The 25,853-nt window shown below is 43.6% G+C and carries 28 protein-coding genes, 1 tRNA gene and 1 pseudogene; 15 read left to right on the top strand and 15 right to left on the bottom strand.

Annotation, left to right across the window (positions count from 1 at the left end; genetic code table 11):
- Window positions 1–3 precede the first annotated feature (3 nt).
- On the top strand, window positions 4–816 hold the full coding sequence (locus IQ234_RS08450; RefSeq protein WP_193956764.1) for an urease accessory protein UreD: 813 nt from the start codon (window positions 4–6) through the stop codon (window positions 814–816).
- A 444-nt stretch (window positions 817–1,260) separates the two neighbouring features.
- Here the strand turns inward: IQ234_RS08450 and ispE are convergent, their stop codons facing one another.
- Together ispE and rsmA are read right to left on the bottom strand one after the other, a co-directional pair.
- Complete coding sequence (ispE, locus tag IQ234_RS08445) at window positions 1,261–2,202, bottom strand: 4-(cytidine 5'-diphospho)-2-C-methyl-D-erythritol kinase (protein ID WP_149973361.1); 942 nt, start codon at window positions 2,200–2,202, stop codon at window positions 1,261–1,263.
- Between the two features lie 17 nt (window positions 2,203–2,219).
- Window positions 2,220–3,026 (bottom strand): 16S rRNA (adenine(1518)-N(6)/adenine(1519)-N(6))-dimethyltransferase RsmA, encoded by an 807-nt coding sequence (gene rsmA, locus IQ234_RS08440; protein ID WP_193956763.1) that lies wholly within the window; start codon window positions 3,024–3,026, stop codon window positions 2,220–2,222.
- Window positions 3,027–3,265: 239 nt separating this feature from the next.
- Here rsmA and crcB (IQ234_RS08435) point away from each other — a divergent pair, with 239 nt between their 5' ends.
- Together crcB (IQ234_RS08435) and crcB (IQ234_RS08430) are read left to right on the top strand one after the other, a co-directional pair.
- The gene (gene crcB, locus IQ234_RS08435; protein ID WP_193956762.1) at window positions 3,266–3,655 is read left to right on the top strand and encodes a fluoride efflux transporter CrcB; all 390 of its coding nucleotides are present in this window, start codon (window positions 3,266–3,268) and stop codon (window positions 3,653–3,655) included.
- Between the two features lie 40 nt (window positions 3,656–3,695).
- Entirely contained in the window at window positions 3,696–4,100 is a 405-nt protein-coding gene (gene crcB / locus IQ234_RS08430; RefSeq protein ID WP_193956761.1) for a fluoride efflux transporter CrcB, read from the top strand.
- 175 nt (window positions 4,101–4,275) lie between these two features.
- On the opposite strand, the pseudogene IQ234_RS21740 reads toward crcB (IQ234_RS08430), so the two are convergent.
- Window positions 4,276–4,450: pseudogene (locus IQ234_RS21740) on the bottom strand (dihydroflavonol 4-reductase); the annotation flags it as partial.
- Window positions 4,451–4,664: 214 nt separating this feature from the next.
- On the opposite strand from IQ234_RS21740, the gene IQ234_RS08420 reads away from it, so the two are divergent.
- Complete coding sequence (locus tag IQ234_RS08420; protein ID WP_193956760.1) at window positions 4,665–7,199, top strand: glycogen/starch/alpha-glucan phosphorylase; 2,535 nt, start codon at window positions 4,665–4,667, stop codon at window positions 7,197–7,199.
- 268 nt (window positions 7,200–7,467) lie between these two features.
- Here IQ234_RS08420 and IQ234_RS08415 read toward each other — a convergent pair.
- A tRNA-Asp gene (locus IQ234_RS08415) sits at window positions 7,468–7,541 on the bottom strand.
- A gap of 96 nt (window positions 7,542–7,637) precedes the next feature.
- Between IQ234_RS08415 and IQ234_RS08410 the strand changes: the two genes are divergently transcribed.
- The 3 genes from IQ234_RS08410 to IQ234_RS08400 are packed head-to-tail and all read left to right on the top strand — an operon-like array spanning window position 7,638 to window position 8,576.
- Window positions 7,638–7,832, top strand: coding sequence for a hypothetical protein (locus tag IQ234_RS08410; RefSeq protein WP_193956759.1), 195 nt, complete (start codon window positions 7,638–7,640; stop codon window positions 7,830–7,832).
- Window positions 7,825–8,040, top strand: coding sequence for a hypothetical protein (locus tag IQ234_RS08405; protein ID WP_002737387.1), 216 nt, complete (start codon window positions 7,825–7,827; stop codon window positions 8,038–8,040). Before IQ234_RS08410 ends, IQ234_RS08405 begins: the two co-directional genes overlap by 8 nt.
- Before the next feature lie 23 nt (window positions 8,041–8,063).
- Window positions 8,064–8,576, top strand: a complete 513-nt coding sequence (locus tag IQ234_RS08400) for a TolB family protein (RefSeq protein WP_193956758.1) — start codon at window positions 8,064–8,066, stop codon at window positions 8,574–8,576.
- Window positions 8,577–8,583: 7 nt separating this feature from the next.
- Here the strand turns inward: IQ234_RS08400 and IQ234_RS08395 are convergent, their stop codons facing one another.
- Window positions 8,584–9,927 (bottom strand): DUF3370 domain-containing protein, encoded by a 1,344-nt coding sequence (locus IQ234_RS08395; protein ID WP_193956757.1) that lies wholly within the window; start codon window positions 9,925–9,927, stop codon window positions 8,584–8,586.
- A 318-nt stretch (window positions 9,928–10,245) separates the two neighbouring features.
- Between IQ234_RS08395 and moaA the strand changes: the two genes are divergently transcribed.
- Entirely contained in the window at window positions 10,246–11,235 is a 990-nt protein-coding gene (moaA, locus tag IQ234_RS08390) for a GTP 3',8-cyclase MoaA (RefSeq protein WP_193956756.1), read from the top strand.
- A 4-nt stretch (window positions 11,236–11,239) separates the two neighbouring features.
- Here moaA and IQ234_RS08385 read toward each other — a convergent pair whose 3' ends face one another.
- Together IQ234_RS08385 and IQ234_RS08380 are read right to left on the bottom strand one after the other, a co-directional pair.
- On the bottom strand, window positions 11,240–11,425 hold the full coding sequence (locus IQ234_RS08385; RefSeq protein WP_002751785.1) for a PCP reductase family protein: 186 nt from the start codon (window positions 11,423–11,425) through the stop codon (window positions 11,240–11,242).
- Window positions 11,426–11,525: 100 nt separating this feature from the next.
- Complete coding sequence (locus tag IQ234_RS08380) at window positions 11,526–12,113, bottom strand: Uma2 family endonuclease (protein WP_193956755.1); 588 nt, start codon at window positions 12,111–12,113, stop codon at window positions 11,526–11,528.
- 205 nt (window positions 12,114–12,318) lie between these two features.
- Between IQ234_RS08380 and ftsY the strand changes: the two genes are divergently transcribed.
- The 4 genes from ftsY to IQ234_RS08360 all read left to right on the top strand — a co-directional run bounded on the left by ftsY (window position 12,319) and on the right by IQ234_RS08360 (window position 16,532).
- Window positions 12,319–13,653 (top strand): signal recognition particle-docking protein FtsY, encoded by a 1,335-nt coding sequence (gene ftsY, locus IQ234_RS08375; RefSeq protein WP_193956754.1) that lies wholly within the window; start codon window positions 12,319–12,321, stop codon window positions 13,651–13,653.
- 94 nt (window positions 13,654–13,747) lie between these two features.
- Complete coding sequence (locus IQ234_RS08370; RefSeq protein WP_193956753.1) at window positions 13,748–14,548, top strand: metal ABC transporter ATP-binding protein; 801 nt, start codon at window positions 13,748–13,750, stop codon at window positions 14,546–14,548.
- A gap of 39 nt (window positions 14,549–14,587) precedes the next feature.
- Window positions 14,588–15,004 carry a DUF3119 family protein gene (locus tag IQ234_RS08365; protein WP_002788145.1) on the top strand — a complete coding sequence of 139 codons (417 nt, stop codon included), beginning with the start codon at window positions 14,588–14,590 and terminating at the stop codon, window positions 15,002–15,004.
- 244 nt (window positions 15,005–15,248) lie between these two features.
- On the top strand, window positions 15,249–16,532 hold the full coding sequence (locus IQ234_RS08360) for a DUF3086 domain-containing protein (protein ID WP_193956752.1): 1,284 nt from the start codon (window positions 15,249–15,251) through the stop codon (window positions 16,530–16,532).
- Between the two features lie 423 nt (window positions 16,533–16,955).
- Here IQ234_RS08360 and IQ234_RS08355 read toward each other — a convergent pair whose 3' ends face one another.
- Together IQ234_RS08355 and IQ234_RS08350 are read right to left on the bottom strand one after the other, a co-directional pair.
- Window positions 16,956–17,279, bottom strand: coding sequence for a Txe/YoeB family addiction module toxin (locus IQ234_RS08355; RefSeq protein WP_193956751.1), 324 nt, complete (start codon window positions 17,277–17,279; stop codon window positions 16,956–16,958).
- Window positions 17,269–17,553, bottom strand: a complete 285-nt coding sequence (locus IQ234_RS08350) for a type II toxin-antitoxin system Phd/YefM family antitoxin (RefSeq protein WP_190537957.1) — start codon at window positions 17,551–17,553, stop codon at window positions 17,269–17,271. The genes IQ234_RS08355 and IQ234_RS08350 overlap by 11 nt, the downstream gene beginning before the upstream one ends.
- Before the next feature lie 209 nt (window positions 17,554–17,762).
- Here IQ234_RS08350 and IQ234_RS21075 point away from each other — a divergent pair, with 209 nt between their 5' ends.
- Window positions 17,763–18,503, top strand: coding sequence for a PEP-CTERM sorting domain-containing protein (locus tag IQ234_RS21075; RefSeq protein WP_228008427.1), 741 nt, complete (start codon window positions 17,763–17,765; stop codon window positions 18,501–18,503).
- A 75-nt stretch (window positions 18,504–18,578) separates the two neighbouring features.
- Here IQ234_RS21075 and IQ234_RS08340 read toward each other — a convergent pair whose 3' ends face one another.
- The 4 genes from IQ234_RS08340 to IQ234_RS08325 form a co-directional block, all read right to left on the bottom strand.
- Entirely contained in the window at window positions 18,579–18,932 is a 354-nt protein-coding gene (locus IQ234_RS08340) for a type II toxin-antitoxin system RelE/ParE family toxin (RefSeq protein WP_193956750.1), read from the bottom strand.
- Window positions 18,925–19,263, bottom strand: a complete 339-nt coding sequence (locus tag IQ234_RS08335) for a UPF0175 family protein (protein WP_193956749.1) — start codon at window positions 19,261–19,263, stop codon at window positions 18,925–18,927. The genes IQ234_RS08340 and IQ234_RS08335 overlap by 8 nt, the downstream gene beginning before the upstream one ends.
- A gap of 179 nt (window positions 19,264–19,442) precedes the next feature.
- Complete coding sequence (locus IQ234_RS08330; protein WP_193956748.1) at window positions 19,443–21,005, bottom strand: iron uptake porin; 1,563 nt, start codon at window positions 21,003–21,005, stop codon at window positions 19,443–19,445.
- Window positions 21,006–21,452: 447 nt separating this feature from the next.
- Entirely contained in the window at window positions 21,453–22,016 is a 564-nt protein-coding gene (locus IQ234_RS08325; RefSeq protein WP_193956747.1) for a thylakoid membrane photosystem I accumulation factor, read from the bottom strand.
- A 48-nt stretch (window positions 22,017–22,064) separates the two neighbouring features.
- On the opposite strand from IQ234_RS08325, the gene IQ234_RS08320 reads away from it, so the two are divergent.
- Both IQ234_RS08320 and IQ234_RS08315 read left to right on the top strand, forming a co-directional pair.
- A complete protein-coding gene (locus IQ234_RS08320; protein ID WP_002751861.1) occupies window positions 22,065–22,559 on the top strand; it encodes a J domain-containing protein in 495 nt (164 codons plus the stop codon).
- Window positions 22,560–22,564: 5 nt separating this feature from the next.
- Window positions 22,565–22,837 (top strand): DUF3143 domain-containing protein, encoded by a 273-nt coding sequence (locus tag IQ234_RS08315; protein ID WP_002770501.1) that lies wholly within the window; start codon window positions 22,565–22,567, stop codon window positions 22,835–22,837.
- Window positions 22,838–22,964: 127 nt separating this feature from the next.
- Here IQ234_RS08315 and arsS read toward each other — a convergent pair whose 3' ends face one another.
- Both arsS and IQ234_RS08305 read right to left on the bottom strand, forming a co-directional pair.
- Window positions 22,965–23,942, bottom strand: a complete 978-nt coding sequence (gene arsS, locus IQ234_RS08310; protein WP_193956746.1) for an arsenosugar biosynthesis radical SAM (seleno)protein ArsS — start codon at window positions 23,940–23,942, stop codon at window positions 22,965–22,967.
- 134 nt (window positions 23,943–24,076) lie between these two features.
- Window positions 24,077–25,489: an LCP family protein gene (locus IQ234_RS08305; RefSeq protein WP_193956745.1), complete on the bottom strand. Its 1,413-nt coding sequence runs from the start codon at window positions 25,487–25,489 to the stop codon at window positions 24,077–24,079.
- Between the last annotated feature and the right edge of the window lie 364 nt (window positions 25,490–25,853).

Below are 25,853 nucleotides of genomic sequence, written 5' to 3'. Positions count from 1 at the left end.
ATAATGTGGCAGGGAAACCTAGAACTAATTTACAAGCAAAAAAATCTCGCAACCGAGATTAATCACGTCTATGCTACCGCTCCTTTAAAAGTACAAAGACCCTTTTATCCCGAAGGAAAAAATCTTTGTCATACGGTGATTTTACACACGGCGGGGGGAATAGTTGGCGGTGATGTTCTTCAACAAAAAATTCATCTCCAAGCCTCTACTAATGCCCTGATTACCACTGCTTCTGCTGGGAAAGTTTACCAGAGTAACGGTCAGATGGCACAGCAATTAATCGAGATTAAAATCGATGACAATGCTGGTTTAGAATGGCTACCCCAAGAAACAATTATCTTTAATGGTGCGGTATTTCGCCAACATTTACGAGTGGATTTAGGGGAAAATAGCAGTTGGTTGGGATGGGAAATTACCCGTTTTGGTCGCAGTGCGCGAGGTGAGAAGTTTTTAGCGGGAGAATGGCATTCTAATTGGGAAATTTGGCGATCGGGACAACCTTTATGGCTCGATCGCTCCTACCTGTTAGGTGGTAAAATGATCGAGGGATTTTCTGGTTTAAATGATAGTGCCATGATCGGTACTTTAGTTTATATCGGTCAACCGGTGGGAAGAGATTTAATCGAGAAAGTGAGAGATTTTTCCCTAGAAGGAGAGATGGGAGTTACTAGCACTTTAGGAGATGGTCTTTTATGTCGTTATCGGGGTAATTCTAGCGGTGAAGTGCGACAATGGTTTCAGCAGGTTTGGCAAATTTTAAGGCGAGAAATGAGCGATCGAGAGGCAATTATTCCGCGAGTTTGGTTATCTTGGTAAAGGCGGTTAATTAGGGTTTGCTGAATAATGGTAAAACCCTTTTAAAATAAGGCTTTTGACCTGTTAAAATCCGATGTTCATGCTGCGAAAATAGGATTGGGATATTCAAAAACCTTGCACTATCATTCTTTAAGTACAGAAACTGGTACAAAAAAAGAGAACAACAAAGCCTGAAACGACCCACTCCTGACTCCTGACTCCTGACTCCTGACTCCTAACCCCACCAACAAACTTTTTCAGCAAACCCTAATTAAACCTCTTGCATAATCAATTTTTGAGGGTTCAAAAACGTCAAAAATAGCGATTAAATCGCATAAAATCTGTAAATAGGCCATTTAACTGATTATTATTCATTCTTAATTCTCCTGACTCCTGACTACTGGCTACTGACTCCTAACCCTAACAACAATTTTTGATTTTTACAGGACGTTAATTGTCATTTTCTCAAGTCACTTGAATGCCTGTATCGGTGATTGGAGCTATCCAAAATTGTAGATCGGGAGCGACGAGAATTTCCCGGGCCTCTTTAACGATAGTTTCCGCCACTTCTTGAGATGAACAGAGAGTAAAAACCGTCGGGCCAGATCCCGACATCATCGTTCCCAAGCCGCCTAAATCCCCTAGAACCTGTCTTAACTCGGCTACGAGGGGAAATTCGGGTAAAACCACCTTTTCGAGGTCATTATGGATAAATTTGCCGATAGCGGCTGGTTTTTTCTGGGCGATCGCTTGTACCAAAGCCCCGGAACTCACCTGCTGACGACGGTGATGGAACTCCTCTGGAGAAGACAGATAGGTATCTTGAAATTTTTGCCGATAGCTTTGGTAGGCCCAGGGTGTAGAAACGGATAAATGATCGTATTTGGCTAAAATCACCCATAATCCAGTCAGAGGAGCGATAGGATCGAGAATTTCTCCCCTTCCCGTACAGATAACCGTTCCTCCTGTCACACAAAAGGAAGTATCCGATCCCAATCTTGCCGCTAAAGTTTCTAATTCCGGATGGGTTAAGCCTAATTCCCAGATTAAATCGATGCCGACTAACACCGCCGCCGCGTTGGTGGATCCCCCCGCTAAACCGGCAGCCACGGGAATATGTTTCTCGATGGTGATATCGATGCCGCCGTAATTGGCAAAGAGGCGGGGGAATTCCTTCGCCATCAAAGTGGCGGCGCGATGGGCGAGATTACTGCTATCTTGGGGGACGAGGGGATGAGAGCAAAAGAGGCGGAATTCCTGTAATCCGTTCGGCCGGAGAGTGATGCGATCGCATAATGCCACCGTCTGCATCACCATGACTAACTCGTGGAAACCATCAGGGCGATCGCCAACGATTTCTAGATATAAATTAATTTTAGCGGGGGCTAGAAGGGTATAACTGTGCATTTGTCAAGAAAAAAATTCTAAAATTTTGGCAATTGATCTAATTTTTCCGCCAAGTCAATCCATTGCGATAAACTGAGATCTTCGGCGCGAGCGAGGGGATTAATCTCTAATTGTGTCAGGATTTGGCTTAATTGATCGCTATCTAGACAATTTTTTAGATTATTGCGTAACATTTTGCGCCGGTTGGCAAAACCCCAGCTAATTAAAGTGGACAAAAAGGCCGCATTATTGACATTATTGGGCAAAACATGGGGTAAAAGCTGAATTACCGCCGAATCCACCCGGGGAGGTGGGGAAAAGGCTCGCCGGGGGACATCACAAATCCATCGACAATCGGCAAGGTATTGAATGCGGACGCTGAGAGCGCTGTAAGCTTTGGTGGAGGGGACAGCGACTAATCTTTCGGCGACTTCTTTCTGGACTAAGAGGGTAATACTCTCGTAAGGGGGGGTGAAGGGATGGGCGATTGAACCGAGCAGCTTTTCCAGGATCGGACCGGTGATATTATAGGGAATATTAGCCACTACCTTATTAACTGGCGGCAGTTGCTCGGGTTTAAGGGTAAGAAAGTCCCCTGGGATGAGATGAAAGTTATCTTGTTGGCCAAATTTTTTATTTAAAATTGTCCATAGATCTCGATCGATTTCTACAGCGACAACCAATTGAGCGCCATCGAGAAGACGACGGGTTAAAATGCCTGTACCAGGACCGATTTCTAATACCCGATCCTCTGATTGTAAATCAGCAGCGCCGATGATGCGATCGAGTATCGATTCATCTTTTAACCAATGTTGTCCAAAACGTTTACGCGGTTGAATTTTCATACCTCTATTTTAAAATCAGAGGGTTGTCCTCAACAATAACACACCTGAAAATATGGGCAATGCGATCGATAACCGCATCAATTATAGCGTTTCCTAAGCTAGTGAGGTACGCCTATTTTTCTTCCCTTTTGCCTTTTGCCTCTTGCCTTTTGCCTAAAACCCATAACTTTTGTACCTCATCAGACTGAAAAACGCTATATCATAGAGCCTAGGCAAAGATAGCAAAAAAATCAGAAACAATGTCAGATTTGAACGATGTTTTCGCAATTGTAGCAGGAGCAGTTCCGGGGGCGTTATCTCGTTATCATATTACCGAATGGACAAAAGCGAAATTCGGCTTGCGCTTTCCCTATGGAACCTTTATTATTAATTTAACTGGCTGTCTAGCTATCGGCTTTTTTGGGGCTATTTTACCCAGTTTTACCTTTTATTCCCACGCACTGGATTTAACGGTGAGAACGGGATTTTTAGGAGCTTATACCACCTTTTCTACCTATAGTTTAGATATCCTGATCCTCTGGCGCAATCAGCAAAATTTTTTCAGTCTTTTTTTTGCCGTTGCTAGTATCATTTTAGGATTAATTGCCGTGAGAATCGGGGCAGCTATTGCCCAAGTTTTTCTAGGTTAATTCTCCAATTTATTGACTATTTAACGGCAGGAGAGACAGCATGAATTTTTTCAGGGGTCGTTATGGTTTATTCGTGGCGATTGGGGCTATTTTTGGGGCTTTAAGTCGTTTTTATATCGCAGAATTAATTGACAGTATTTTCGGTCAAGAATGGGGATTTTTTGGGACATTTTTTGTCAATGTTTCTGGCTGTTTAATTATTGCCTATATTTTTACTATGGTTAAGGAAAATATTCGTATAATTGCCCCAGAATTAGGATTGATGCTTGCCACGGGTTTTTGTGGTTCCTATACGACTTTTTCTACCTATAGTTTGGAGTCTAACAAGTTTTTAGAGCAGGGAAACTTAACTTTCGGTTTAATTTATTGGCTCGGCAGTGTTTTTGGGGGAATGATTGCGCTTAAAATTGGAGTTATTTTAGCAAGAACAGGTTTTCCTAGATGAGTTATTAAATAGATTTTGCGTCTGATCCCCCCTGCCCCTAGGGTTGATTCATAGTAGGGTTGATTCATGAATCAACCCTACTACCTTGATAAGGGGGGTGTCTGACAACTTTTAACACCTAACTACTTAAGCATTTCAGCACAATTGAGACCATTTTTTCCTTTCCTACTCAGTCTTAATAAGTAATGTCTCCATTGGTTTGAAACCAATTGATGGCATCGGCTAAAGCTTGTCTAATCGGCGATTGCGGTAAGCCCAGTTTCTTGCACTGCCTTCGAGTAATCTTAGTACATGGACTGTTTTGACATTTTCACGCCATCAAGGGGTATAGAGGGCGATTTTCCCAAGATTATCGCCCCGATAAAACCCGTTCCAACCATCACAAAAGCACCCATTACTCAAACTTTCCCCTGTTTTCGCTTCCTATCGGTAACTGAAATTTAATTACCTTAACTCTGTCATTACTATACCTTAATCTTAGTCAAGATTTAAGCTTTTCTTGATACAATTTGAGGGCGGGTTATCTTAGACTGAGAGCAGCCAATCTTCAGTAAAAACACTCCTATGGATCCATCTACAGAGTCAACTTTTGTTTGTCCGATTATCATCGAAGATGATAGAACAGGATTAGACACAGAAACTATCCGACGGGCTTTAAGGGATAATTTGCTCTATATTCAAGGTAAATTACCAGAATTAGCCAGCAAAAACGATCTTTACATGGCCTTAGCTTATACTATCCGCGATCGTTTATTGCAGCGTTGGTTAACCACCCAACAAACCTATCTAAAAAAAGATGTCAGAACCGTTTGTTATCTCTCGGCCGAATTTTTAGTTGGTCCCCATTTGGCCAATAATTTAATTAATCTCGGTATCTACGAACAGGTGGAGAAAGCTGTCAGCGAATCGGGATTAAAACTAGAAGAATTAATTGCCCAGGAAGAAGAACCGGGGTTAGGAAATGGTGGTTTAGGTCGTTTAGCTGCCTGTTATCTCGATTCCCTTTCTACCCTAGAAATTCCGGCTATTGGTTACGGTATTCGCTACGAATTTGGTATCTTTGATCAAGAAATTCACGACGGTTGGCAGGTAGAAATAACCGATAAGTGGTTACAGTATGGAAATCCCTGGGAAATTGCCCGACCGGAAGCGGGAGTAGAGGTAAAATTTGGCGGTTATACCGAATCCTATACCGACGAAAATGGTAATTATTGCAGTCGTTGGATTCCCGATTATGTAGTCAAAGGAATTCCCTACGATACCCCAATTCTCGGCTATCGAGTTAACACCGCTAATACCATGCGTCTATGGAAATCAGAAGCTTGTGAATCTTTTGATTTTGGTCGCTTTAATCGCGGCGATTATTATGGTGCGGTGGATAATAAAGTTCACTCGGAAAATATCAGTAAAGTTCTCTATCCTAACGATGAACCAATTCAAGGCAAAGAACTACGTTTAGAACAGCAATATTTCTTTGTTTCCTGTTCCCTACAGGATATGATTCGTATTCACTTACATGAGAACCCCAGTCTCGATAATTTTCATCAAAAATGGTCGGTACAATTGAATGATACTCACCCTTCCGTCGGGGTAGCTGAGTTAATGCGCTTGTTAATTGATGTGCATCATTTCGATTGGGATAAAGCTTGGTTTATTACTCAAAATACCTTCGCCTATACTAATCATACTCTTTTGCCAGAAGCTTTAGAAAAATGGCCTTTGAGTATTTTTGGTCGTCTTTTACCGCGATTAATGGAAATTATCTACGAAATTAACCATCGTTTCTTGGATAAAATTCGCATTATTTATCCCCATGATGACGGCAAAATGTCCCGTTTATCTATAATCGATGAAAGCGGCGAAAAATACGTTCGTATGGCTCACCTTGCCTGTGTGGGTTCCCAGGCAATTAATGGGGTGGCAGCCCTCCATACAGAATTACTGAAAAAAGATGTTCTGCGCGATTTCTATGAACTCTTTCCCGAAAAGTTTAGTAACAAAACCAATGGAGTTACTCCCCGACGCTGGATAGTTTCTAGTAATCCCCGCTTGACTGTTGCGATTACAGAAAAAATCGGCCAAAATTGGATTAAGCATCTGGAGGATTTACGCGGGTTAGAAAACTATGTGGATGATGGAGGATTTCGGGATTCTTGGCGACGAATTAAATACGATATTAAGGCAGATTTAGCCAATTATATCGATAAAAAAGTCGGCATTAAAGTTGATCCTAGTACCCTCTTTGATGTGCAGGTAAAACGCATTCACGAATATAAACGGCAACATCTCAACGTTTTACATATCGTCAGTCTCTATCATCGCCTCAAAAATAATCCCAATCTCGATATTACTCCCCGTACTTTTATTTTTGGTGGTAAGGCAGCCCCGGGTTATTTTATGGCGAAATTAATCATTAAATTGATTAATTCTGTGGCAGAAGTGATCGATAATGATCCGACGATTGGAGGACGTTTAAAAGTGGTTTTCCTACCCGATTATAATGTCACCTTCGGTCAACGGGTTTATCCAGCTGCCGACTTGTCCGAACAGATTTCCACTGCTGGGAAAGAAGCTTCGGGAACTGGTAATATGAAATTCTCCATGAATGGTGCCTTAACTATCGGTACTCTTGATGGGGCAAATATCGAAATTCGTGAAGAGGTGGGAGCAGAAAATTTCTTTCTTTTTGGCTTGACAACCGAGGAAGTTTATGCTAAGAAAGCCGCTGGTTATAATCCCCAAGAATACTATTACCATAACGAAGAATTGCGGGCAGTATTAGACCTCATTGGTTCGGGATTTTTTAGCCGGGGTGATAGTAGTTTATTCCGCCCGCTTGTGGATAATCTTATCTACAATGATCCCTATATGTTACTGGCCGATTATCAATCCTATATCGACTGTCAGGAAGGAGTCGGTCGTGCCTATAAAGATCAAGAACATTGGAGTCGTTTAGCGATTCTTAATGTAGCCCGCATGGGTAAATTCTCTAGCGATCGATCGATTCGGGAATATTGCGAGGAAATCTGGCGGGTACAACCGGTAAAGATTGAATTACCCGATTATACTCAAGCTAATGCTGGTTTATCGGTAAATTAGAACCAATCTAGGCAGTAGGATACTGTTTATTCATCCTACTGCTCACAGGATGGAACTCTTGTAAAAATCAAAAATTGCTGTTAGGTTTAGGAGTCAGTAGCCAGGAGCCAGTAGTCAGGAGAATTAAAAATGAATAATAATCAATTAAATGGTCTATTTACAGATTTTATGGCATTTAATCCTTATTTTCGCCATTTTTGAACCCTGAAAAATCAACCATGCCAGAGGTTTACTAACTGGCCTTGGGTGACTCTAACCTAAATTTCTACGGGATTGACGGGGCTCGAACCCGCAACTTCCGCCGTGACAGGGCGGTGCTCTAACCAATTGAACTACAATCCCATTTTTGCGACAATTCCAATTGTAACTTCATCATCAGGGTTATGTCAAGCACCTCTGGGAAAATTTTTTTGAGAGAGAGGGAATGATGAATTATGAATGATGAATTATGAAGTGGGGAGAATAAATAAAAATAATCTCCTGCCTCCTGCCGACCGCCTGATCTCAACAAGCAATTTAAATTACGAACAGCTTATCAATCCTGAATTAAAGCCAAAAAATCCCCAATTAGAGACGGACCATCTTTACCATGGGATTGTAATTAAGCTTGTTGGGAGCCTGAGCTATGACTAACCCGAATTCGATCGAACAGCTATCGCAAGAATTACTCGATCTAGACCAAGTAGATGCCGATACCGGGGCAGATTTGCGGCAAAAAGCCCAAGAAATCCTCGCAGAAACCAGTATTGACCTACCGATTCGAGAAGCGATCGCCGATAGTCTCAGTCAAGGCAATCAACTACTTACCCTCAAAACCGTCGGCAAGGAAGAAAGTTACTAGCACATTTGGGGTCAAAAGTCAAGATGAAAGAAAAAAAATTTTTTGTCTGGCTGGGGCGATTTTTGGCCTCTTTTGGGCTGTTATCGGGGATAAGTGGCTGTAATTCCCCTCTTTTGATCACTCCTCAAGTTCCCGCTGGTGGTTTAAATAGTTTTGCTCCCGATCAATTCCCCAGTTATAGTGCTGATGGTCGCTATTTGGCCTTCGCTTCCGATCGCTCCGGTCGTCGTAGTATATATTTATTCGATCTGCAAGAAAAGCGCTTAGTTAATCTTCCTAACCTAAATCGTGGCGATTCTAGCCAAGATCAGCCATCTTTAAATGCTGACGGTCGTTTAATTGCCTATATCTCCAGCGAACGGGGTAAAAGTGATGTCATGGTTTATGATCGTTCCAGGTCCCGTGTAACCCTGTTAACCGCTAACCTGCGGGGAAGCGTCCGCAATCCCACCATTAGCGGTGATGGTCGCCAAATTGCCTTTGAAACCAACCAAGACGGTCAATGGAATATTGCGATCGTTAACGGTCAATTTTAAACTTGTTCTACTCGGTCTTAATCGTTAAAACCTGTGGAGGAGTAGCATCTGGTGGATATAAAAAATTTACTTGTACTACACGCCAATCCCCTGGAGGAATAGTCAGAGTCACTAAAGATTCTCCCTCTTGTCCGCGTCTTTGGACGAGATGGAAAAATCTGCTTTGTGCCTGTCCTTGATCATCGCTATAATTGACGGCTACCGTTCCCCGAAAAAACACTTGTGGGGCAGCCGGATCGAGAAAACGCAAACCCTGCCCAATAAAATCCTCTTTAATCGGTGTTTCTAGCGCAATAGTCACCGTTTTCGCCTCATCAGTTCGATTAAATAGAGGTAAACTTAACCTATATTCCACACCGTAATTACCATGAGCTTGATAGGCCGTATCGGGATAGCGAACTAACATACTAGCACTTTGATTTTGTTCCGTTCCCAATTTGCCCCCAGGTAGGGTGCTAATCCCATAGGCTATAGATTGACCAGAATCAGGAATATTTAACCATAAAGAAGCTCGATCGACCAATCGGGCTGGCCAAGCTGAACCTTGAGACACCCCCGCTACCCGTCCATAAATTATCTGTCCTTGACTATTGGGAGGACTGGGCGCTCGATCGCGCGGAGTTGATAAATCGCCTTTTTCTAGCAAATTTTCCCATTCTGTCAGATTTGGTGGTCTTTCCTGCCCATTTTCATCTAGGGGTGCATAAAGAGCTAAACTAGCAGCGTAGAGAAGACCGTCACTTTCCAGACGGAGATAAGTGGATCTCCCGTTTAAGGGTGGAGTCAAATCGCGCACGGGAATCGCCGCATTTAAGACCATAAAACTCTCCCCGGGGGGAATAATAATCCTATCGGGAAAAATATCCTGACGCTGCCCCATTAAAATATCCCCCATTACCCGACTTCCCGGCCCAGCAAAAACCGTCCCCTGATTATTTTCCACTTGTGCCGGTAAATCGATAAAAGCTGCATCGGGTTGACTCAAATAACTGGCCCCCTGCAAAATTTTAACGGTCACGGGATTAGGACTGGGATTGTGGAGTAATACACCCAGATAAAGGGTGCGTAAATTATCGGGGAAACTCCCTCTCGCTACGTGGTGTGCAAAGATATCAAAGCGTCCCTGAAAAGCATAATTTAAATGGGCCGAGGGAAATCTTTTTTCTTGAGGGGGAAAAGTTGAAAGCAAAATCCCTTCTCCTAGCAATAATTCGGGACTATTACTATTAAAAACGGGAACTTGATCTAGTTGATTCGGTAAAGGACGCACCTGCGCTGGTCGAATTATTTCTACACTAGGGGGAGTTTGGGCAATGGGTAGTAAAAAAGGTAACATCACACAAATTACCATCTCAAGATAATTAATTTTTGATCATAGCATTACTGGCTCGCTCAATTTAGATAGTATTCTGTTTGTCCATATCTAGAGGATTGTTTAATATTTCTTGCCGGTGTTAGCTGACCTTTTTGGTTAAGTACAATCAAGAAAAATTATCAAATTTACCAATCATTATTGGCTCTTGCCATTGACTAAATCTATTGTCATCATAGACTAAAATCTAGATGTAGCCGTGGTTTTCTGGAAACTTGGCCCGATGTCTATATATCGATCGAGCCGAAATTGTTATGATAAATTCATGAAGTTTTATGACAGTATTGCCCCGTGAACATGAACCAAATCGACTATCTCAGGATTAGTTTAATCGATCGCTGTAACTTTCGCTGTCAGTATTGTCTGCCTGAAGATGCAGAATTGGCCTATGTTCGACTGCAAGACTTACTCACCCGGGAGGAAATTCTTACTTTAGTCAAAAATGTCTTTATTCCCCTCGGTTTCCGCAAATTTCGCCTTACTGGTGGGGAACCTCTCTTACATCCCGAAGTAGTGGAGATTGTGCGCGATATCGCCTCTTTATCTGCTACTAGCGATTTAGCCTTGACCACTAATGGCTATTTACTTGACAATTTAGCCGAAATGTTGTATGAGGCCGGACTAAGACGGATTAATATCAGTTTAGACTCCCTCGACCCCGACACTTTCGATAAAATTATCGGTAATCGCGGCCGGAGTCGTTGGCAAAAAACTTGGGCAGGTATTCAAGCGGCCCAGAGAGTGGGTTTTGACCCCTTAAAATTGAATGTGGTGGTGATTCCGGGGATAAATGAGGCAGAAGTGGAGGATTTAGCGGCTTTGACCATCGAGAAGCGTTGGCACGTCCGTTTTATCGAGTTTATGCCCATCGGTAACGGTGATTTATTTCAAGAAAAAGCTTGGATTGCGAACGAGGAATTAAGGGGGCGAATTCGGGCAAAATGGGGCTTAAATGAGGGTCAAGTGCGGGGAAATGGTCCAGCCGATGTTTTTCAAATTCCGGGGGCTAAGGGTACAATTGGCTTTATTAGTCAGATGTCGGAGTGTTTTTGCGATCGCTGTAACCGCCTACGTCTTTCGGCCGATGGTTGGTTGCGTCCCTGTCTCCTCAACGAAACTGGACAAATTGACCTAAAAACTGCCCTCCGTCAGGGAATTTCGCCAGCAGAAATCAGGGAAAGAGTCCGGGGATTAATAGAACTGAAAGCAGAAATAAACTTTAAACTGCGTGATTCCGGCACATCAAGCGGCATTTATACCCGTACTATGTCCCAAATTGGCGGCTAAAAATCTACTGTCCGAATTCTACTCTAGCCTGTTCTACCATTTCCACGGTAACTCGATCGGAACCGGCATGACGAGCTAATTCTTCTATCCTTTGACGCGCTTGGGAACGAACGAAATAGGGAATATTTTTCAGTTTTGCTTTTGCTTCTGCGGTCCATTGTAGTTGATCGGAAAAATCTAGAGCGTCCATAGATTTAACATATAGTAGTCCGTCTATTATACCAAAAAAGTTGGCTATTTTGAGATGACGATTTTCTTGACAGCGACTCTTTTTCACCTTTCTCTTAATTTTAGGTTTCTGCTAGGTCAAAATTGACTCTTTGATATAAATCTTGCAAAGAAATCTGCCAATCTACCGACACCAATTGTAAAACTGCATTTTCCCCAGTGACGAAATCAATTAACCATTGATCATCCTTTTGTTTATAGTAACGTTCCACACTATAACTAGATTGTTCGATCAGAATATATTCCTGAAAAGTTGGCAAGGAACGATAGAATTTAAACTTATCCCCTCGATCATAAGCTTGGGTAGAATTGGAGAGAACTTCGACAATAATTAAAGGATTGATCACGTTAGATTGACTATTCCCTTGATAGAGAGGTTGACCTTTAATCACCATCACATCGGGATAGGTGTAAATACTATAATCTGACAGCCATAAACGCACCGTTTCCATATAAGTATAATAATCTTGATTATTGATATTTAAGGGAAAATTACGGCAAAAATTTAGACAAATCTGATTATGATTAGTGGTGGCTCCTACCATTGGGATAATTTCTCCTTGACGATATTCATGTTTATCCTCGGACGTTTCCTCCAGAGCTAGATATTCTTCGGGAGTATAATATTTAGTTTCGGTAGCGCTTAACATTTTTGACTCTCCTTCCTATTCTATTTTCTAGGATACAGCATTTCCCTAAAAAGAGATAAAGTTATCCTTGAGCAAGGCTATCATTTTTTCCTTAATCTCTGGCAAAAAATGCGAAGAAATCCATAATTAAAAATCTAACTATCAAAATTGCTCACTTCAAGGGTTAAGATAAACTAGATAAATAGTTTTATGTTTAGTTTCTCCTATGTTTAACTGGTTCCGTCGTCAGAAAGTCCAACCCGAACAAGAACAAGCACCCCCCGCACCCGTAGAGGAAACCCCCAGCGAGACAACCAGTCAGGAAGAGTATTTAGATTGGGCCAAAAAAGCCTTTAAAAATATTCAAGAGAAAAAAGCCACGGCCGAGGCCGTCGTGAGCGAAACCCCTGAAACATCTATTGCTGAAACAGAACCTCCGCAAGAGCAAGAACCAGTTAAAGAAGAAGAAACCGAGGATAATACCCCCGCATGGCTGAAAAAATCCGATCGCCTCGAAATTCTCAAAGAAACCGCCATCGAAACCCCCACAGAACCAGATGAGGACTTTATCTGGTCGGCCAAAGTTTTAGCCAATCAGGGACGACAAGCAGAGGACGTTTCGGAAGAAGAAATCACCTGGTTAAAAAAATTGCGTCAGGGTTTAGGCAAAACGCGCCGCAGCTTGGTCAATCAGCTTAAGGCCGTGGTCGGTCAGGGTCCCCTCAATCAAGACGCGGTGGAGGAAATCGAAGCTTTATTGCTTCAGGCCGATGTGGGGGTAGATGCCACCGATTATATCATCACTACCCTCCAAAATAAGCTAAAACAGGAAGCTCTGCCCCCCGAAAAAGCGATCGAATATCTCAAAGAAATTATCCGCGAGATTTTAGATGCACCTTTAGCCAATTATAGCAACCCTGGTTTTGAGCCAGAAAAGGGCAAATTAAATATCTGGATGCTCACAGGAGTTAACGGAGTCGGTAAAACAACGACTATCGGCAAATTAGCCCATTTATCTAAACAATCTGGCTATAGCTGTATAATTGCCGCTGCCGACACCTTTCGTGCCGCTGCCGTGGAACAGGTGAAAGTTTGGGGAGAGCGATCGCAAGTCGAAGTCATTGCCAACCCGGGCAAAAATACCGACCCAGCCGCCGTGGTGTACGATGGTATCGAGGCCGCTAAATCCAGGGAGGTAGAATTACTCTTAGTGGATACGGCGGGAAGATTGCAGAATAAAAAGAACTTAATGGCAGAATTAAGCAAAATTCGCCGCATTATCGACAAAAAAGCCGAGAGTGCCGTGGTGGAATCCCTTCTAGTTCTCGATGCCACTTTAGGACAAAACGGCCTGCGACAAGCAGAAGTCTTCTCGGAAGCTGCCCAATTAAGCGGCGTGATCCTGACTAAAATCGATGGTACAGCTAAAGGGGGTGTTGCCCTTGCCGTAGCGCGTCAGCTTAACCTCCCGATTCGCTTTGTCGGCGCCGGGGAAGGAATCGAGGATCTGCGGCCTTTTTCCAGTTACGAATTCGTGGAAGCTTTACTGAGTGGCGATTGATCTCACCCTAGCTATCTTTCATAATCTTTTCATGGTTGCTTCATATTTGTCTCATTTTTAGTTATGCTAGAACTGGAGACTCGGGGTAAAAACTATGCAAAGGACAATTACAGTTAGTCATCTGGGAGTATATTATCGCGGCGTGGAGGCCCTACGGGATATCACCCTGAAAATTCATCCCGGACGATTAACCGGTATTATCGGTCCCAACGGTGCGGGCAAAAGTACCCTGATCAAAGCCATGCTAGGATTAATTCGCGTACAACAGGGAAGCGTTAACTATCAAGGGCAATCTCTACAGCAACAACTCGATAAAGTCGCTTATGTTCCCCAAAGATCTCAAATCGACTGGACCTATCCCGTCACCGCTTGGGATGTGGTAATGATGGGGAGAGTCAGAAAAACGGGTTGGTTTCGTCCTTTTTCCCATATTAGTCGTCAAAAGGCTTTAAATGCCCTAGAACGGGTGGAAATGGCTGATTTACGCCATCGTCCCCTCGGTCAGTTGTCGGGAGGACAACAGCAAAGAGTCTTTTTAGCCAGATCTTTGGCCCAAGAAGCGGAGATTTTCTGTTTTGATGAACCTTTCGTTGGGGTAGATCAAAAAACCGAGGGGATTCTGTTTAATATCTTTGGTGAGTTAGCCCAAGAAAATAAAATTGTCATGGTGGTTAACCATGATTTAGGCGAATCTATCACCCATTTTGCTGATTTAATCCTCTTAAATAAAGAATTGATCCTCGCCGATCAACGATCTAAGGTCTTAACTGATTTTAATCTCCGGCGCGCCTATGGGGGTAAAGTCTCTTTCTACAATGCCATGACACCTCCAGATCATCGCCGATCGAGTCTCGATTATCTCGATCGCCTATCGAAAAACAATGGGATAAACTAGAAGCGAAGATATTTTGGCTGACTGCCGATAGGGACCCCGATGAAAACTATTTCCCCGCAAGAAGTAACAGGAACGATCGAACTGGCTCCTAACTATCGAATTCCCCTGTTTTTGGTAATTTTATCGCTGCCTTTACTCTTTTTACAGGTCTGGCTCGGCATAATTTTCTCCCTGTTAGGACTATTCTTGATGTTCCAGACTACCCGCATTCGTCTCCAGTTTACCCCCACTTCCCTAGATGTCTATCTATCTGGGCAACAAATTCGCTCCTTTCCCTACCAAGAATGGCAAAATTGGCGGATTTTCTGGAATAAAGTCCCAATCCTATTTTATTTCAAAGAAATTAACAGCATTCATTTTTTGCCCATTATCTTTGACAGCGCAACCCTGAGACTGTGTCTCGAAAAATACTGTCCTTTAGCAGCATCGCAGGCGATCGACTCAGAAGCGAACTAAGATTGAGATAAAATGAAATCTAGCTAATAGCGTCTTAAGTAGGTAGGTGTTAAAAATTGTCAAATCCCCCCGCCTATCGGCACCCCCCTTATTAAGGGGGGCAGGGGGGGATCCCCCGCCTATCGGCACCCCCCTTATTAAGGGGGGCAGGGGGGATCAAAGGCAAGATATATCGTCTATTAATTAGAACCACTTGCTTAATTACCTGCCTTGGCCCTCTGTTCGCTCTGCATTTCTAAAGCCGATGACTTCAGAAGATTTTAATGTTTTACCCCTTGACAAAATGACAGACTTACCCAATGAATCTGTCGAAGAATTTAGTTTTGATGATCTCTGGAACGATCGCCCAGTAGAGAATCCCCTGCCATCGGAAACCGTCCCCGAAGGCGAATTAGTTCCCGCAGCCCAAGCGCAACCCCTACGAGCAGAAATCGAGGCTCTAGAACGGCAAAAACAGAGCCTAGCGGCAGAAATCTCGGCATTAAAAGCGGAAAAAGAACGCTTGATCGCCGAGGAATTGGGGGATATCAAAGCTCAAATCGAAAGAATGCTCAAGGAAGGCGTAAAAGACCTAGAACAACGCAAACAGGCTTTAGAAGTGGCGATCGAACAGTTAGAACGCCGTCGTGAGCGGATTCGGCAGGAAATGCGGAGTAATTTCGCCGGAGTCTCCCAGGAACTAGCCGTGCGGGTTCAGGGATTTAAAGACTATCTGGTGGGCAGTTTACAGGATTTGGCCGCGGCTGCCGAACAGTTGGAATTACCCCGTTTTGAAACCCCCGAAAAATCCCCCCGACCCGTGGAACCTCCCCTGCGGACTGAACGGGAGGAAAACCCCCGTCCATCCCGTGGCAGTCAAGGCCGGGATGATCGCGAAGAAAGTCCCCGTCCCCCCCGCAGCAGTAACCAGGGCCGGGATAATTGGCAAGAACCCCGTCGCTCTAACCGTTCGGGTTATGAATCGGAACCAGTGGGACAATCTACCCCCAGACAGGGCTTTTCTGAGCAAAATCAGCGCATCCAAACTCTTTTAGACCGTTATCGCAGTCGTCCTGACTATTACGGTCCCCCTTGGCAATTACGGCGCACTTTTGAACCAATTCACGCCGAACGGGTGCAACAGTGGTTCTTTAAACAGGGGGGCCGGGGTACGGTTCGCGGTATGGGCAGCCGTCTCCAGAATATTCTGGTGGCTTCGGCAATTATCTCGATTATGGCGGAATTACAGGGCGATCGCTTCCGTTCTCTCGTTCTGGCTAATAGTCCCGAACGTTTAGGCGAATGGCGGCGCGGTCTCCAAGATTGTCTCGGCATTTCCCGCGCCGATTTTGGACCAGACCGCGGCATCGTTCTCTTTGAGTCTCCGGAAGCTTTAATTCAAAAAGCGGAACGTTTAATCGAGGATAAGTATTCACCGCTCATTATCATAGATGATACCGAAGAAAGGCTCAATTTCGCTCTTTTACAATTCCCTTACTGGTTAGCTTTTGCCCCTGAGCCCCAACAAAGTTCTAGTTATTGGTATTAATTAATTAGGGTCTGCTAAAAGAGTTTTTCCTGGGGGCAGAGTGTGGGATGTGGGGTGTGGGGTTTTACTGGTTTTAAGGTGGCTAATTACCTAATTTTCAGGGAAAAAGTGCCTGAATTTTCCCCCTGATCACTCCCATGCCCAGTACTTTTTGATTTCCAAAAGGTCTAAAAGTCTTACCCAACAAAATTTTTAGATTGGCTCTTCTAGTGGTCTGTGTGATAAGTTTAACTTACTATATGATCGATCAATCTTTGTGTCCTTTGTGTCTTTGTGGTTCGTTCCACCCCCTCGCTAGGAGAAATGTATCTTAGAATACATTTTACCCACCAAATCCGAGAGAGCCGTTTTTCTTATTTTCTTTGTCCTTGTTTTTTAGTACGGAATGTGGGCTGTAACAGTTCTTGATGGGTTTGTCTGAGTTTAGCCTGATTGATAATGATAGCGAGCTTGTAAAAAATAAACCTTATTTCCTGTGACTTTATAAACTAAACGATGCTCTAAGTCGATCCGTCGTGACCAAGTATCGGCAGCAATACACTTAAGAGGTTCGGGTTTACCAAATCCTGTAAACGGATCGCCATCCAAAATATCTGCCAATAAGTCTAAAATTTTATCGCCTTTTTTCGGTTCGTTCCGATACCACCAAGCTAAATCTGCTTTGAAATCAGGACTAAAAACGGGGAAATAACCATGAATAGGATTATTTTTAGGTTTATCTGGCTTATTTTCTCTTTTAGGAGTCAATTCCTAACTCCTCTTTCAATTCAGCTAATGTTTGAGGAGTTGCATCTTCTGTCTGGGTCCATGCTAAAGAGCGAAATAAGCGTTGGGCATTTTCTGGCGATCGCAGTAAATAAACACACTCTAATAAACTGGAAAGCTCATCTTCAGCAATTAAAGCCACATTTTTCTGATTGCGACGCTTAATGACGATAATTTGAGATTCGTCACACACCTGATCTAAGAGACTAGCTAAATTCATTCTCGCCTGAGAGTAGGTGGTTTCTTTGCTTAACATGATTTTTAGGGGAGACTTGTACAACCTTATTGTACAATTCCAAGCTCTTGAACTCCCCAAAAACCCCAAAATCTCGATCGCTGGTTAGGGGAGAGAAATATAAAGACTTTATTAAATTGTAGCTTTTAATACAGTTGTGGGGGGGGGAATGTGTATTGTTATGTCTGGCCTCTCAAGGTCAAAATACATTTTTTAAGAGGAATTTAGGCATGACATTGGCAAAACTTGTCAAAAACTCTGTGGGAGGTGGGGTAATACTCATCAGTCTGGCGGTAACTGGGACTGCACAGGCTGCTATATTGTCCTATGGCGGTGTTGGCGCAACTCAGGGACTATTTCCGTTCGGCAACGGGCCAGTCAACATTGGTCGCCAATTTACCGTCACTGGGTCAGGCATCACTGTCATAGACTTGGGCGTTTTCGACTTGGGCGGGAATGGCTTGGTAGACCCACATGATGTAACCCTGTTTAAAATCAACTCAGGTGCAGGGGCAGCGAACGCCAATGTCTCAGCCATCACCGGCGGTTCGGTCAATATCGCCAGCGGCACTGGCGCTTCACTAGAAAGTTCCTTTCGCTTCAAAGCCCTTACCAACCCTATCTATTTAGCACCGGGCAATTACTCGGTAATTGCATACGGCCTGAAAAAATTCGGCGATCCTTATGGTGAAGGTGGGCAGCTTCCTACGGGGGGCAACGTCAGCAATATTGGCTTTACTCCTTTTCAGTATGTCACTGCCAGTAGCCCTGCTTATCCTAGCTCAGGCGATGCTAATACCGCCTTGTCAAGCGCGTCTTTTCGTTACAATTTAGGCAACACTACCTCTGTTCCTGAACCATCCGCCATCCTCGGCCTCCTCGCTCTCGGCACACTAGGAGCAGCTTCAACCCTCAAGCGCCAACTAAAACCCTCTAAATCCACTGAAAAAGCAACCACAAAAGTAGGCTAAATTGCCTCTAAAAATACCATAAATGCCCCTTCATTCAATCTTGAGGGGGTTTGTTTTTGGCATCTATTAATACTTCTAAAAATTTTCAAACTTATTAATGATGTCTTGAATTTGCTGCGCTGGGATGTCCGTTTGGTCAGATTTGGCATAGATGAGGAGCATCAAAATACAACTATTGTCTTTAAGTTGATAGATAACACGATAGCCGCTACTTTTGCCCTTTTGAATAGCACTGTTTTTGAGGCGAACTTTAAAGACAGTGTAGCCTATTCCTGGTATTTGATCGCCGATGAATTTGCCTATCTGAAGGTCATCAATTAGAGGTTGTAGGTCAGTACGAATGCTCCGATAGCGTTTGGCGAGGATGCGAAGTCGATCCTTGAATTGATCGGAGAAAAGGATTTTAATAGGAGGAATTTCTTCAGTCATCTATGCCATCCCAGAGTTCAGAGATGGGATGTACTTTGCCTTCTTTAGCTTGCTGAAGAGAAATACAAAGACTGGTGAGGATGAGTTCTTTTGGTTCGTCGTCGGGGTCAGTGGGTGGAGTGAGGATATTACGCGATACTAGCAATTGGTAGAAATCATCGATCGCCATTCCCGTTAGTTCAGCTGCTTGTTCAAATTGAAGACGTTGCTGCTGATAAAGCATGATAGCGATTTCCGTGAGCATTTGAGCTTCAGTCATTTGTACTGTTTGCAGAAGTTCAGAGGGAAGGATGAGGCTCATAGAGGTTTCATTAAGTGGCAGTAACTTCATTGTATCGCCATTAAAAAGTAACCCACAAAAATAGGCTAAATTTTCTCTAAAAATACCATAAATGCCCCTTCATTCAGTTAGTTTAGAGTGCGGAATGTCCGAACGGCAGCCAGTCGTCGAGAAATGATGTTAAATCCCGTCATACTTTATCTTTATTTCTGACCGGCTGCCTAGACAAATCAGAACGTAAAAGTCGTGCGAATAGTACCGATAACTAAGGTGGAATTGTTGTTATTTGAGTTAGGAGAAGTAATCACGATTACCCCTGGAGTAAGGGCAATATTATCGGTGATTTTCCACTCATAAAATCCTTCGATATGAAAGGAAGTATCGGGATCATTGGTGGAACTGCCATCATTTAATCTAATACTAGAACTAGATACCCAAGGCTGCATACCAACAATAACACCCGCCGTATTTCCTTCCTTAAATAAATCAGGAAAAGCCAAAGTTACCGCCCAATTCCAGATATCTAAATCTCCGCGTTCTAGTTGTCCATCTAAGGTGCTAAGGGTGATAGCTTTTGTATAGCCACCCCAACCACCGAGGACAAAACCATCGACAATTCGCCAAGTAAATTGTAACCCCAAACTATTATTAATTGTCGGCACGGCCTCCCCGAATAGTTCTTCGGTGAAAAATCGGAAATTCGAGCGCTGGCTTCCCGTTCCCGTATCTAATTGGTTATAACCATGAAAGTAGGATAAAGCAATGCCAAAATTCTCGTTTGGAACATAACCCAGCTGCCCTAGGGCAGTATAGGAACCGTTAAATAAACCCGCACCCGGGTTAGGATCGTTAGCATCCCCAGCAAGATAACCGGCGCTGAATTGCAAAGCGCCATAATTACCCTGTAAACCGAGTCCAGTTTGTCCGGGGGCAAAATAAAGGGGATTGCGAGTACCAAAAGTGGAAAGCGCCCCACTAGCACCATCTCCATCCAAAAAGTTGAGGGTATTGGTAAAGTCATCTTTAGCACCTCCCGTCGCTTCTAACCAGAGGTAGATATTTTCTGTGACGGGGAAACTGTAGTTTAAAACTTCTAGTAGTAAATCGTTGCCGTCCGGTTGGGTAAAGGCTAAGGTACTTTCAAAAGTTCCCGTAGTATCGGCTAAATCGGCAATATTTCCCGTTGCTAGACGGGTATAGAGTAAATCTTTGCCTGTGAAGCTAGTATTTAATTCTAAACGGGCCCGATAACCAAAAGCTGGCACTTGGGCAATCCCTTCACCACCGTTTTTTTCTCCTGTGGCTACCCCATATAATGCCATCACCACTTCCCCGGTTAATTTAGTTGTGGTGGAAAATTGATTATTTTCCAGAAAAGCGACTCGATTTTCCAAGTTATCAACCCTAGCACCCAATGCCGCTAATTCGGTCTCGAATTCGCTGACTAATCGCTTGATTTTGTCTAGATCTTCTTTTAATACCGCCACTCCTTCTTGAATCAATCTTTCTAGGGTATTTAAGCAGGAATTCAACCCGGCGGCAAATTCCCAACGAGTTAAAGCGCGTTCACCGCGAAAAGTGCGGTCAGGATAACCTACTATACAACCATACCTCTCCACGAGACTTCTTAAGGCCTCGAACGCCCAGGCGGTGGGAGAAACATCCCGCAATTGATTGACACTTGTTACCTGTGCCATGGGGTTACTAGAGAGGTTTTCGAGACTATTAGCCAGTACCGGACTGGAAAAACCCAGTAATATCGCTGCTGTTAGGAAATTTTGCTTGATTTTCATTGCTGTCTCCCACACCTATAAGAATGATTATTGTTCTCAATATAATCAGGTTAGCAAACTTTTTCCAGTCTGACACTGTTGCTAATATTTTTTAAATGTTAAGTAGCTGGTTATAATTAAATTGAAGATAGATTTTAGGTTCGATCCCCCCTGCCCCCCTTGATAAGGGGGGTGCCGGTAGGCGGGGGGATCGAACCTTGATAAGGGGGGTGCCGATCCCCCCTTAGTCCTCCCTTAATAAGAGGGGCATCTGATAACTTTTAACGCCTACCTACTTACTCCAGATAAAATCTGAATTGCCTAGCATTTATTGGTTAAAATAAATCTTAAATGATAATAAAAGCAATAAGTAAATAATTTTATTGTTGCTAAAAACAAGATAGAGACGCTGCTGACAGCATCTCTAAATGATTATTTTTGGTTCAATTGAGGATAAAAAAGAGGTGACTAGCGCAATTCAGCGTTAAACTCGTTAAAAGAGCGTCTTTTTAACTCTACCGATTGCGATCGAGGCAAAAGATCAAAAACCTTTCTTAAGACATCATCCACATCTTCATATTTAACATTGCCCAAACCATCATAAACCACTTTACCCTGTTGGTCTAAAACCACCGTTTGGGGAACCCCACCGCGATAATAGTAACCCGGTTCATCGGGACGATAGGAAGACTTTAAGGGGATAGAATCGACAGTAACGGGGATAATACTGGCGGCGCGACCGTAAAACTCTTGAAAACGGGAGACAATCGCCGCAAATCGCTTACAATCACTACTATCATCCAGATAATAGACAATAATAGCTGGAATTTTCCGTTGAAAAGTTTCCGCTAAATTTAGACGCGGTGGTACGAGGGAACCATTACCCGCATAGACCACAAAAATATTACCATCGAGGCGATCATCATCGATCCCCGCATAGGCGCTAGAGGTTAGCCAAGGAGACAAACTCGTCAGGGCCATAATAAGAAAGACAAGACAGATCCGAAGACGCAGCCGATAACGAGATTTCATGATCAACAGAGTTAAAATATTAAGACAATTTTTAGTGTAAAAAATCTTGTGACCTTCGAGCGCGATAATTCCCCAACCACCCCGCGAGTCATTGCCGCTAACTCGCGCTTTGCCAATACCTATTATGCCATTCTCGGGCTACATCCGAGCGCCTCGGTGATCGAAGTGCGACGCGCCTATCGGGAACTGAGCAAACGATATCACCCTGATACTACCGAACTCAGCCCCGAAGTGGCAACGGTTAAATTCCAGCGTCTTAACGAAGCTTATGCCACCCTGAGTAATCCCGATCGCCGTTCCCTGTATGATTTACAGATAGGTTACTCGCGCTGGAATGTCATCCAAACTATCCCGGATAGCGATGAACCCATAGCTAATCGTAGCGCCTATCTCGATCCGACCGATCGCCCCCTATCTTCGGGAGAGATTTTTGCTTTGTTTATCTTGGCACTCACCCTGCTCGGCTGCTTGTTACTAGCGGTGATTATTGCTATGCTTCGAGGAGAGAATGCCGTCACTGTAGCCCAATTATTTTTGATTTAGATGCGATGAAGATTCCCACTGCTGATACTCCCCTCTATAATCATCCCTTACCGGCGATCGAAGCATGGCTAGTTAAATTAGGTTGTCGGAAAAATACCGAGAATGTTCACTGTTGGACTGTGGAAAAACCGACATGGAAAGCGGAAATCTGCCTCGATATCGAAGAAATCACCGTTCGTTACTTTCGAGCAGCCAATGATGGCAGTGACATCAATCGCGCTTTTAAATACTCCCTTAGTCGTCAAGATATCGAATCGGCGGTTTTTTCTGGTCCCTAATCATCGGTTAAACTTTTAACTATCTAAGATTACTCGTTAAGACAGCACCCGAGTTGGCAGCAGGGAGAGCTAGTCCGAGCATTTGTACTAAATTTTCCGAGATGCGCTGTCAATCCAGTACACTTGTTCAGATTGAAATCAAAGCTCCCCCACAACTGGAACCGCTGCCGGCAGTGCAACCGTAGCAATAGGAAGCGGTTTGTACCTCCGTAATTACATCTAAACTATCCGCTTGTAATAAATCTGGCAGGGTTAATTTTTGGCCTTGACTGGTGCAAGCAGCCAGAGCCTCCATCTGATTAAAATCACAGTCATAGATATTACCCAAATAATCGATCGAAAGCTGATTACGACACATCAAATGTTCGACAGTATCGCCATTAAAATGGTCTTCGAGGAATTGAAGATAGGGTTGATAGAGTTGCCGGTGTTCCAGATGGAAGCGCGTCCTGCCGACGGGTAGGTTAGTGATGGTAAACAGATTGTTAAAAGAAATATTAAAATGTTCTTGCAAGAACTTTTTGTAATCCCGTGTTAGAGATACCTGATCCGGTGTGAGAGAAAAATTCTCTGACTTAGGAATCTGGGGATTATAGACTAAATCCACAATCAAATTCGGCTCTTGAGCGTATCCAAGACGGTTCAACCATTGTAATGCGGCGATCGATCGATCATAGACTCCCAGACCGCGCATTTTATCCACATTATCGGCAAGATAACAGGGTAAAGAAGCCACCACCCGCAGCTGATGGCCAGCGCAATATTCAGGAATATCAGTAAATCCTTTCTCGAAATAAATAGTTAAATTCGAGCGCACAATTACATCTTTCCCCGCTTTCCTAGAGGTTTCCACAATTGGTTTAAAACCGTAGAGCATTTCAGGAGCACCGCCGGTCAGATCGACGGTTTTTATTTGGGGAAATCTTGCGATCAGTTCGATAATTTGTTCGCACACTTCTGGAGTCATTTCTTCGGAGCGAACTGGACTAGCTTGCACATGACAATGGCTACAGGCAAGGTTACATCTTTTCCCTAAATTAATTTGCAGAACCGAGATTTTTTGCTTAGTTAAAGGAGTTTTTAGTTTCTCAACAAAAGGAGTCATGGGAGAGTAATCAGTAATCAGTAATCAGTAAAAAGTAAACAGTGAGCAATCAGTAATCAATGATAACTGATAATGGATGAGTTTTTTGTCAATGGGTAACTCAACTCCTAACTCAGATAAACTTGATTTTTCTCTTAGTTGCCAGGGGATAGCTCAGAAAGATTAGCTGATTTTTCTTGCCAATCTTGACCAATTTTAATCGTTACATCAGAAGCGAGATTCCCTGTACTTTCCACCAAAACTTCCCCGACACCAAGGCTATTATGCAGGGCAGCAGCGAGGGAATTATCCCCTTTTTGAGCAATAATTTTGGTAGTTTCTAGAATTGGCGATGAAGACTTAGAGACAAAAACATTTTCATAACCCAATGAGCGCAGATATCTGACTAGAGTTTGCACCGCTTCTGGATTATCGGTGCTATCTTCCACAGCTATGCGATTCGGTTGCGTCGTTTCCTCAATGTCAGCCATAAAAGAGCCGTGGTTAAAATGTTGAGCCACTAGCTCTTGAATTTTACTTTGATTGGGTAGCCAATAACTGATCCCTTGCCGACCATCACCATTAAAGTCTCCGGGTAGCAGTAGCATTTGCACATCAGCGCGCTGAGTTTTGGAGGCAAAGCCGGCTAGGGCGAGTAACTCCTCTAAACTGAGATTAGTATCGATATGAGTGCGGATAACCTCGATAATATCGGGAATTTTCAATAAAGTTGCTGGTTTTAGGGTTTGTTCTACTAAAGACCGCATTAATTCCTGTTGTCGTTGGATACGACCGATATCGCCGTTAGCATCGTGACGAAAACGGGCAAACTGGAGGAATTTCTCGCCGTTGAGGTGTTGTTCCCCTTTTTTCAGGTCAATGTAGAGGTGTTGACTAAAATCTTTATACTTCATGTCTTTGGGAACATATACCGTCACCCCCCCCAAAGCATCAATTAATTTTTCCACACCCTGCACATTAATGCGAACATAGCGATCGATAGCGACTCCGTCCAAAAGATGACTAACCGTTTCCGCCGTTAAAGCAGGTCCACCGAGGGCGTTAGCTTGATTGATTTTTTTCTCCCCATAACCCTCGATATCGGTGCGGGTATCCCTGGGGATGGAAAGCATGGTTAACTTCTGTCTTTGGGGGTCAAAACGCAGTAACAGCATGGTATCGGTTAAACCCTCCAAGGAATTAACCGGGGCATGATAACCCAAATCTGGGGCTTCTGCCTCCTTGACATCGGATGTCAACACTTTTGCGCCAACTACCAGAATATTAACGGGACGGTTGAGGGCGGGAAGTTGCAGATTTTCATAGGATATGGCCTGCTGATTGTTAAAAGCGGCGGCTTCTTCGGGACTAAGGGCAGCTTGTCGCAAAGGTGTGGAGGAGAGAGACACGGCCAACATAGCGCCGGCCGTAGCGGAAACTAGGGCGCAGCCGGTTAAGCCTAGGGCTGTCAGGAACCATTTACCGGACAATCGCCGCTTTTTAACAGGTTTAGCTGCTAATTTGCCTGATTTTCTACTTTTAGGCCTTGATTTTGTCTTGTTAACCACAAATTGCCTCACACAATCACTAAATATCTCCCTCAAACCATATTTTAAAGGGATGAACTATTTTTTTTCTCAGATACCCGGAAAAGATTATTAAACTAATTGGGTTTTCTAGAGAGTTAGCAGATAATATAGCAGAATTTTTCCTTATCGTTGTTCTGCATCGCAATTTTGTCGAAATATCTAGGGTTTGCTGGTGGGGAAGTGGGGGAGTGGGAATTATGAATTATGAATTATGAATTATAGCGGTAAGCGCTTGAGTGAGATACAAACCAAGCTTTGCCTAGCATGGTTTATAGCTCGTGACACTGTACCTCATACGACTGCACACCGCTATATGAATGGGGGAGGTGGGGAAGTGGGGAAG

Origin of the sequence: Microcystis aeruginosa LEGE 91341 (genome assembly GCF_015206885.1) — a bacterium.
Taxonomy (GTDB): Bacteria; Cyanobacteriota; Cyanobacteriia; order Cyanobacteriales; family Microcystaceae; genus Microcystis; species Microcystis aeruginosa_H.
The sequence above is the reverse complement of the archived record's forward strand: the minus strand, read 5'-3'. Positions and strand labels throughout refer to the sequence as shown.

Excerpts from the sequence above, each read along its gene's own strand:
- IQ234_RS08385 (WP_002751785.1), bottom strand. The coding sequence starts at position 11,425 with ATGGACGCTCTAGATTTTTCCGATCAACTACAATGGACCGCAGAAGCA.
- arsS (WP_193956746.1), bottom strand. The coding sequence starts at position 23,942 with ATGACTCCTTTTGTTGAGAAACTAAAAACTCCTTTAACTAAGCAAAAA.
- ftsY (WP_193956754.1), top strand. The coding sequence starts at position 12,319 with ATGTTTAACTGGTTCCGTCGTCAGAAAGTCCAACCCGAACAAGAACAA.
- moaA (WP_193956756.1), top strand. The coding sequence starts at position 10,246 with ATGAACCAAATCGACTATCTCAGGATTAGTTTAATCGATCGCTGTAAC.
- IQ234_RS08330 (WP_193956748.1), bottom strand. The coding sequence starts at position 21,005 with ATGAAAATCAAGCAAAATTTCCTAACAGCAGCGATATTACTGGGTTTT.
- IQ234_RS08340 (WP_193956750.1), bottom strand. The coding sequence starts at position 18,932 with ATGACTGAAGAAATTCCTCCTATTAAAATCCTTTTCTCCGATCAATTC.
- IQ234_RS08325 (WP_193956747.1), bottom strand. The coding sequence starts at position 22,016 with ATGAAATCTCGTTATCGGCTGCGTCTTCGGATCTGTCTTGTCTTTCTT.
- ispE (WP_149973361.1), bottom strand. The coding sequence starts at position 2,202 with ATGCACAGTTATACCCTTCTAGCCCCCGCTAAAATTAATTTATATCTA.
- crcB (WP_193956762.1), top strand. The coding sequence starts at position 3,266 with ATGTCAGATTTGAACGATGTTTTCGCAATTGTAGCAGGAGCAGTTCCG.
- crcB (WP_193956761.1), top strand. The coding sequence starts at position 3,696 with ATGAATTTTTTCAGGGGTCGTTATGGTTTATTCGTGGCGATTGGGGCT.
- IQ234_RS08410 (WP_193956759.1), top strand. The coding sequence starts at position 7,638 with ATGATGAATTATGAAGTGGGGAGAATAAATAAAAATAATCTCCTGCCT.
- IQ234_RS08350 (WP_190537957.1), bottom strand. The coding sequence starts at position 17,553 with ATGTTAAGCAAAGAAACCACCTACTCTCAGGCGAGAATGAATTTAGCT.
- IQ234_RS08315 (WP_002770501.1), top strand. The coding sequence starts at position 22,565 with ATGAAGATTCCCACTGCTGATACTCCCCTCTATAATCATCCCTTACCG.
- IQ234_RS08405 (WP_002737387.1), top strand. The coding sequence starts at position 7,825 with ATGACTAACCCGAATTCGATCGAACAGCTATCGCAAGAATTACTCGAT.
- IQ234_RS08420 (WP_193956760.1), top strand. The coding sequence starts at position 4,665 with ATGGATCCATCTACAGAGTCAACTTTTGTTTGTCCGATTATCATCGAA.
- IQ234_RS08400 (WP_193956758.1), top strand. The coding sequence starts at position 8,064 with ATGAAAGAAAAAAAATTTTTTGTCTGGCTGGGGCGATTTTTGGCCTCT.
- IQ234_RS08395 (WP_193956757.1), bottom strand. The coding sequence starts at position 9,927 with ATGGTAATTTGTGTGATGTTACCTTTTTTACTACCCATTGCCCAAACT.
- IQ234_RS21075 (WP_228008427.1), top strand. The coding sequence starts at position 17,763 with ATGACATTGGCAAAACTTGTCAAAAACTCTGTGGGAGGTGGGGTAATA.
- IQ234_RS08365 (WP_002788145.1), top strand. The coding sequence starts at position 14,588 with ATGAAAACTATTTCCCCGCAAGAAGTAACAGGAACGATCGAACTGGCT.
- IQ234_RS08380 (WP_193956755.1), bottom strand. The coding sequence starts at position 12,113 with ATGTTAAGCGCTACCGAAACTAAATATTATACTCCCGAAGAATATCTA.
- rsmA (WP_193956763.1), bottom strand. The coding sequence starts at position 3,026 with ATGAAAATTCAACCGCGTAAACGTTTTGGACAACATTGGTTAAAAGAT.
- IQ234_RS08335 (WP_193956749.1), bottom strand. The coding sequence starts at position 19,263 with ATGAAGTTACTGCCACTTAATGAAACCTCTATGAGCCTCATCCTTCCC.
- IQ234_RS08360 (WP_193956752.1), top strand. The coding sequence starts at position 15,249 with ATGACTTCAGAAGATTTTAATGTTTTACCCCTTGACAAAATGACAGAC.
- IQ234_RS08450 (WP_193956764.1), top strand. The coding sequence starts at position 4 with ATGTGGCAGGGAAACCTAGAACTAATTTACAAGCAAAAAAATCTCGCA.
- IQ234_RS08370 (WP_193956753.1), top strand. The coding sequence starts at position 13,748 with ATGCAAAGGACAATTACAGTTAGTCATCTGGGAGTATATTATCGCGGC.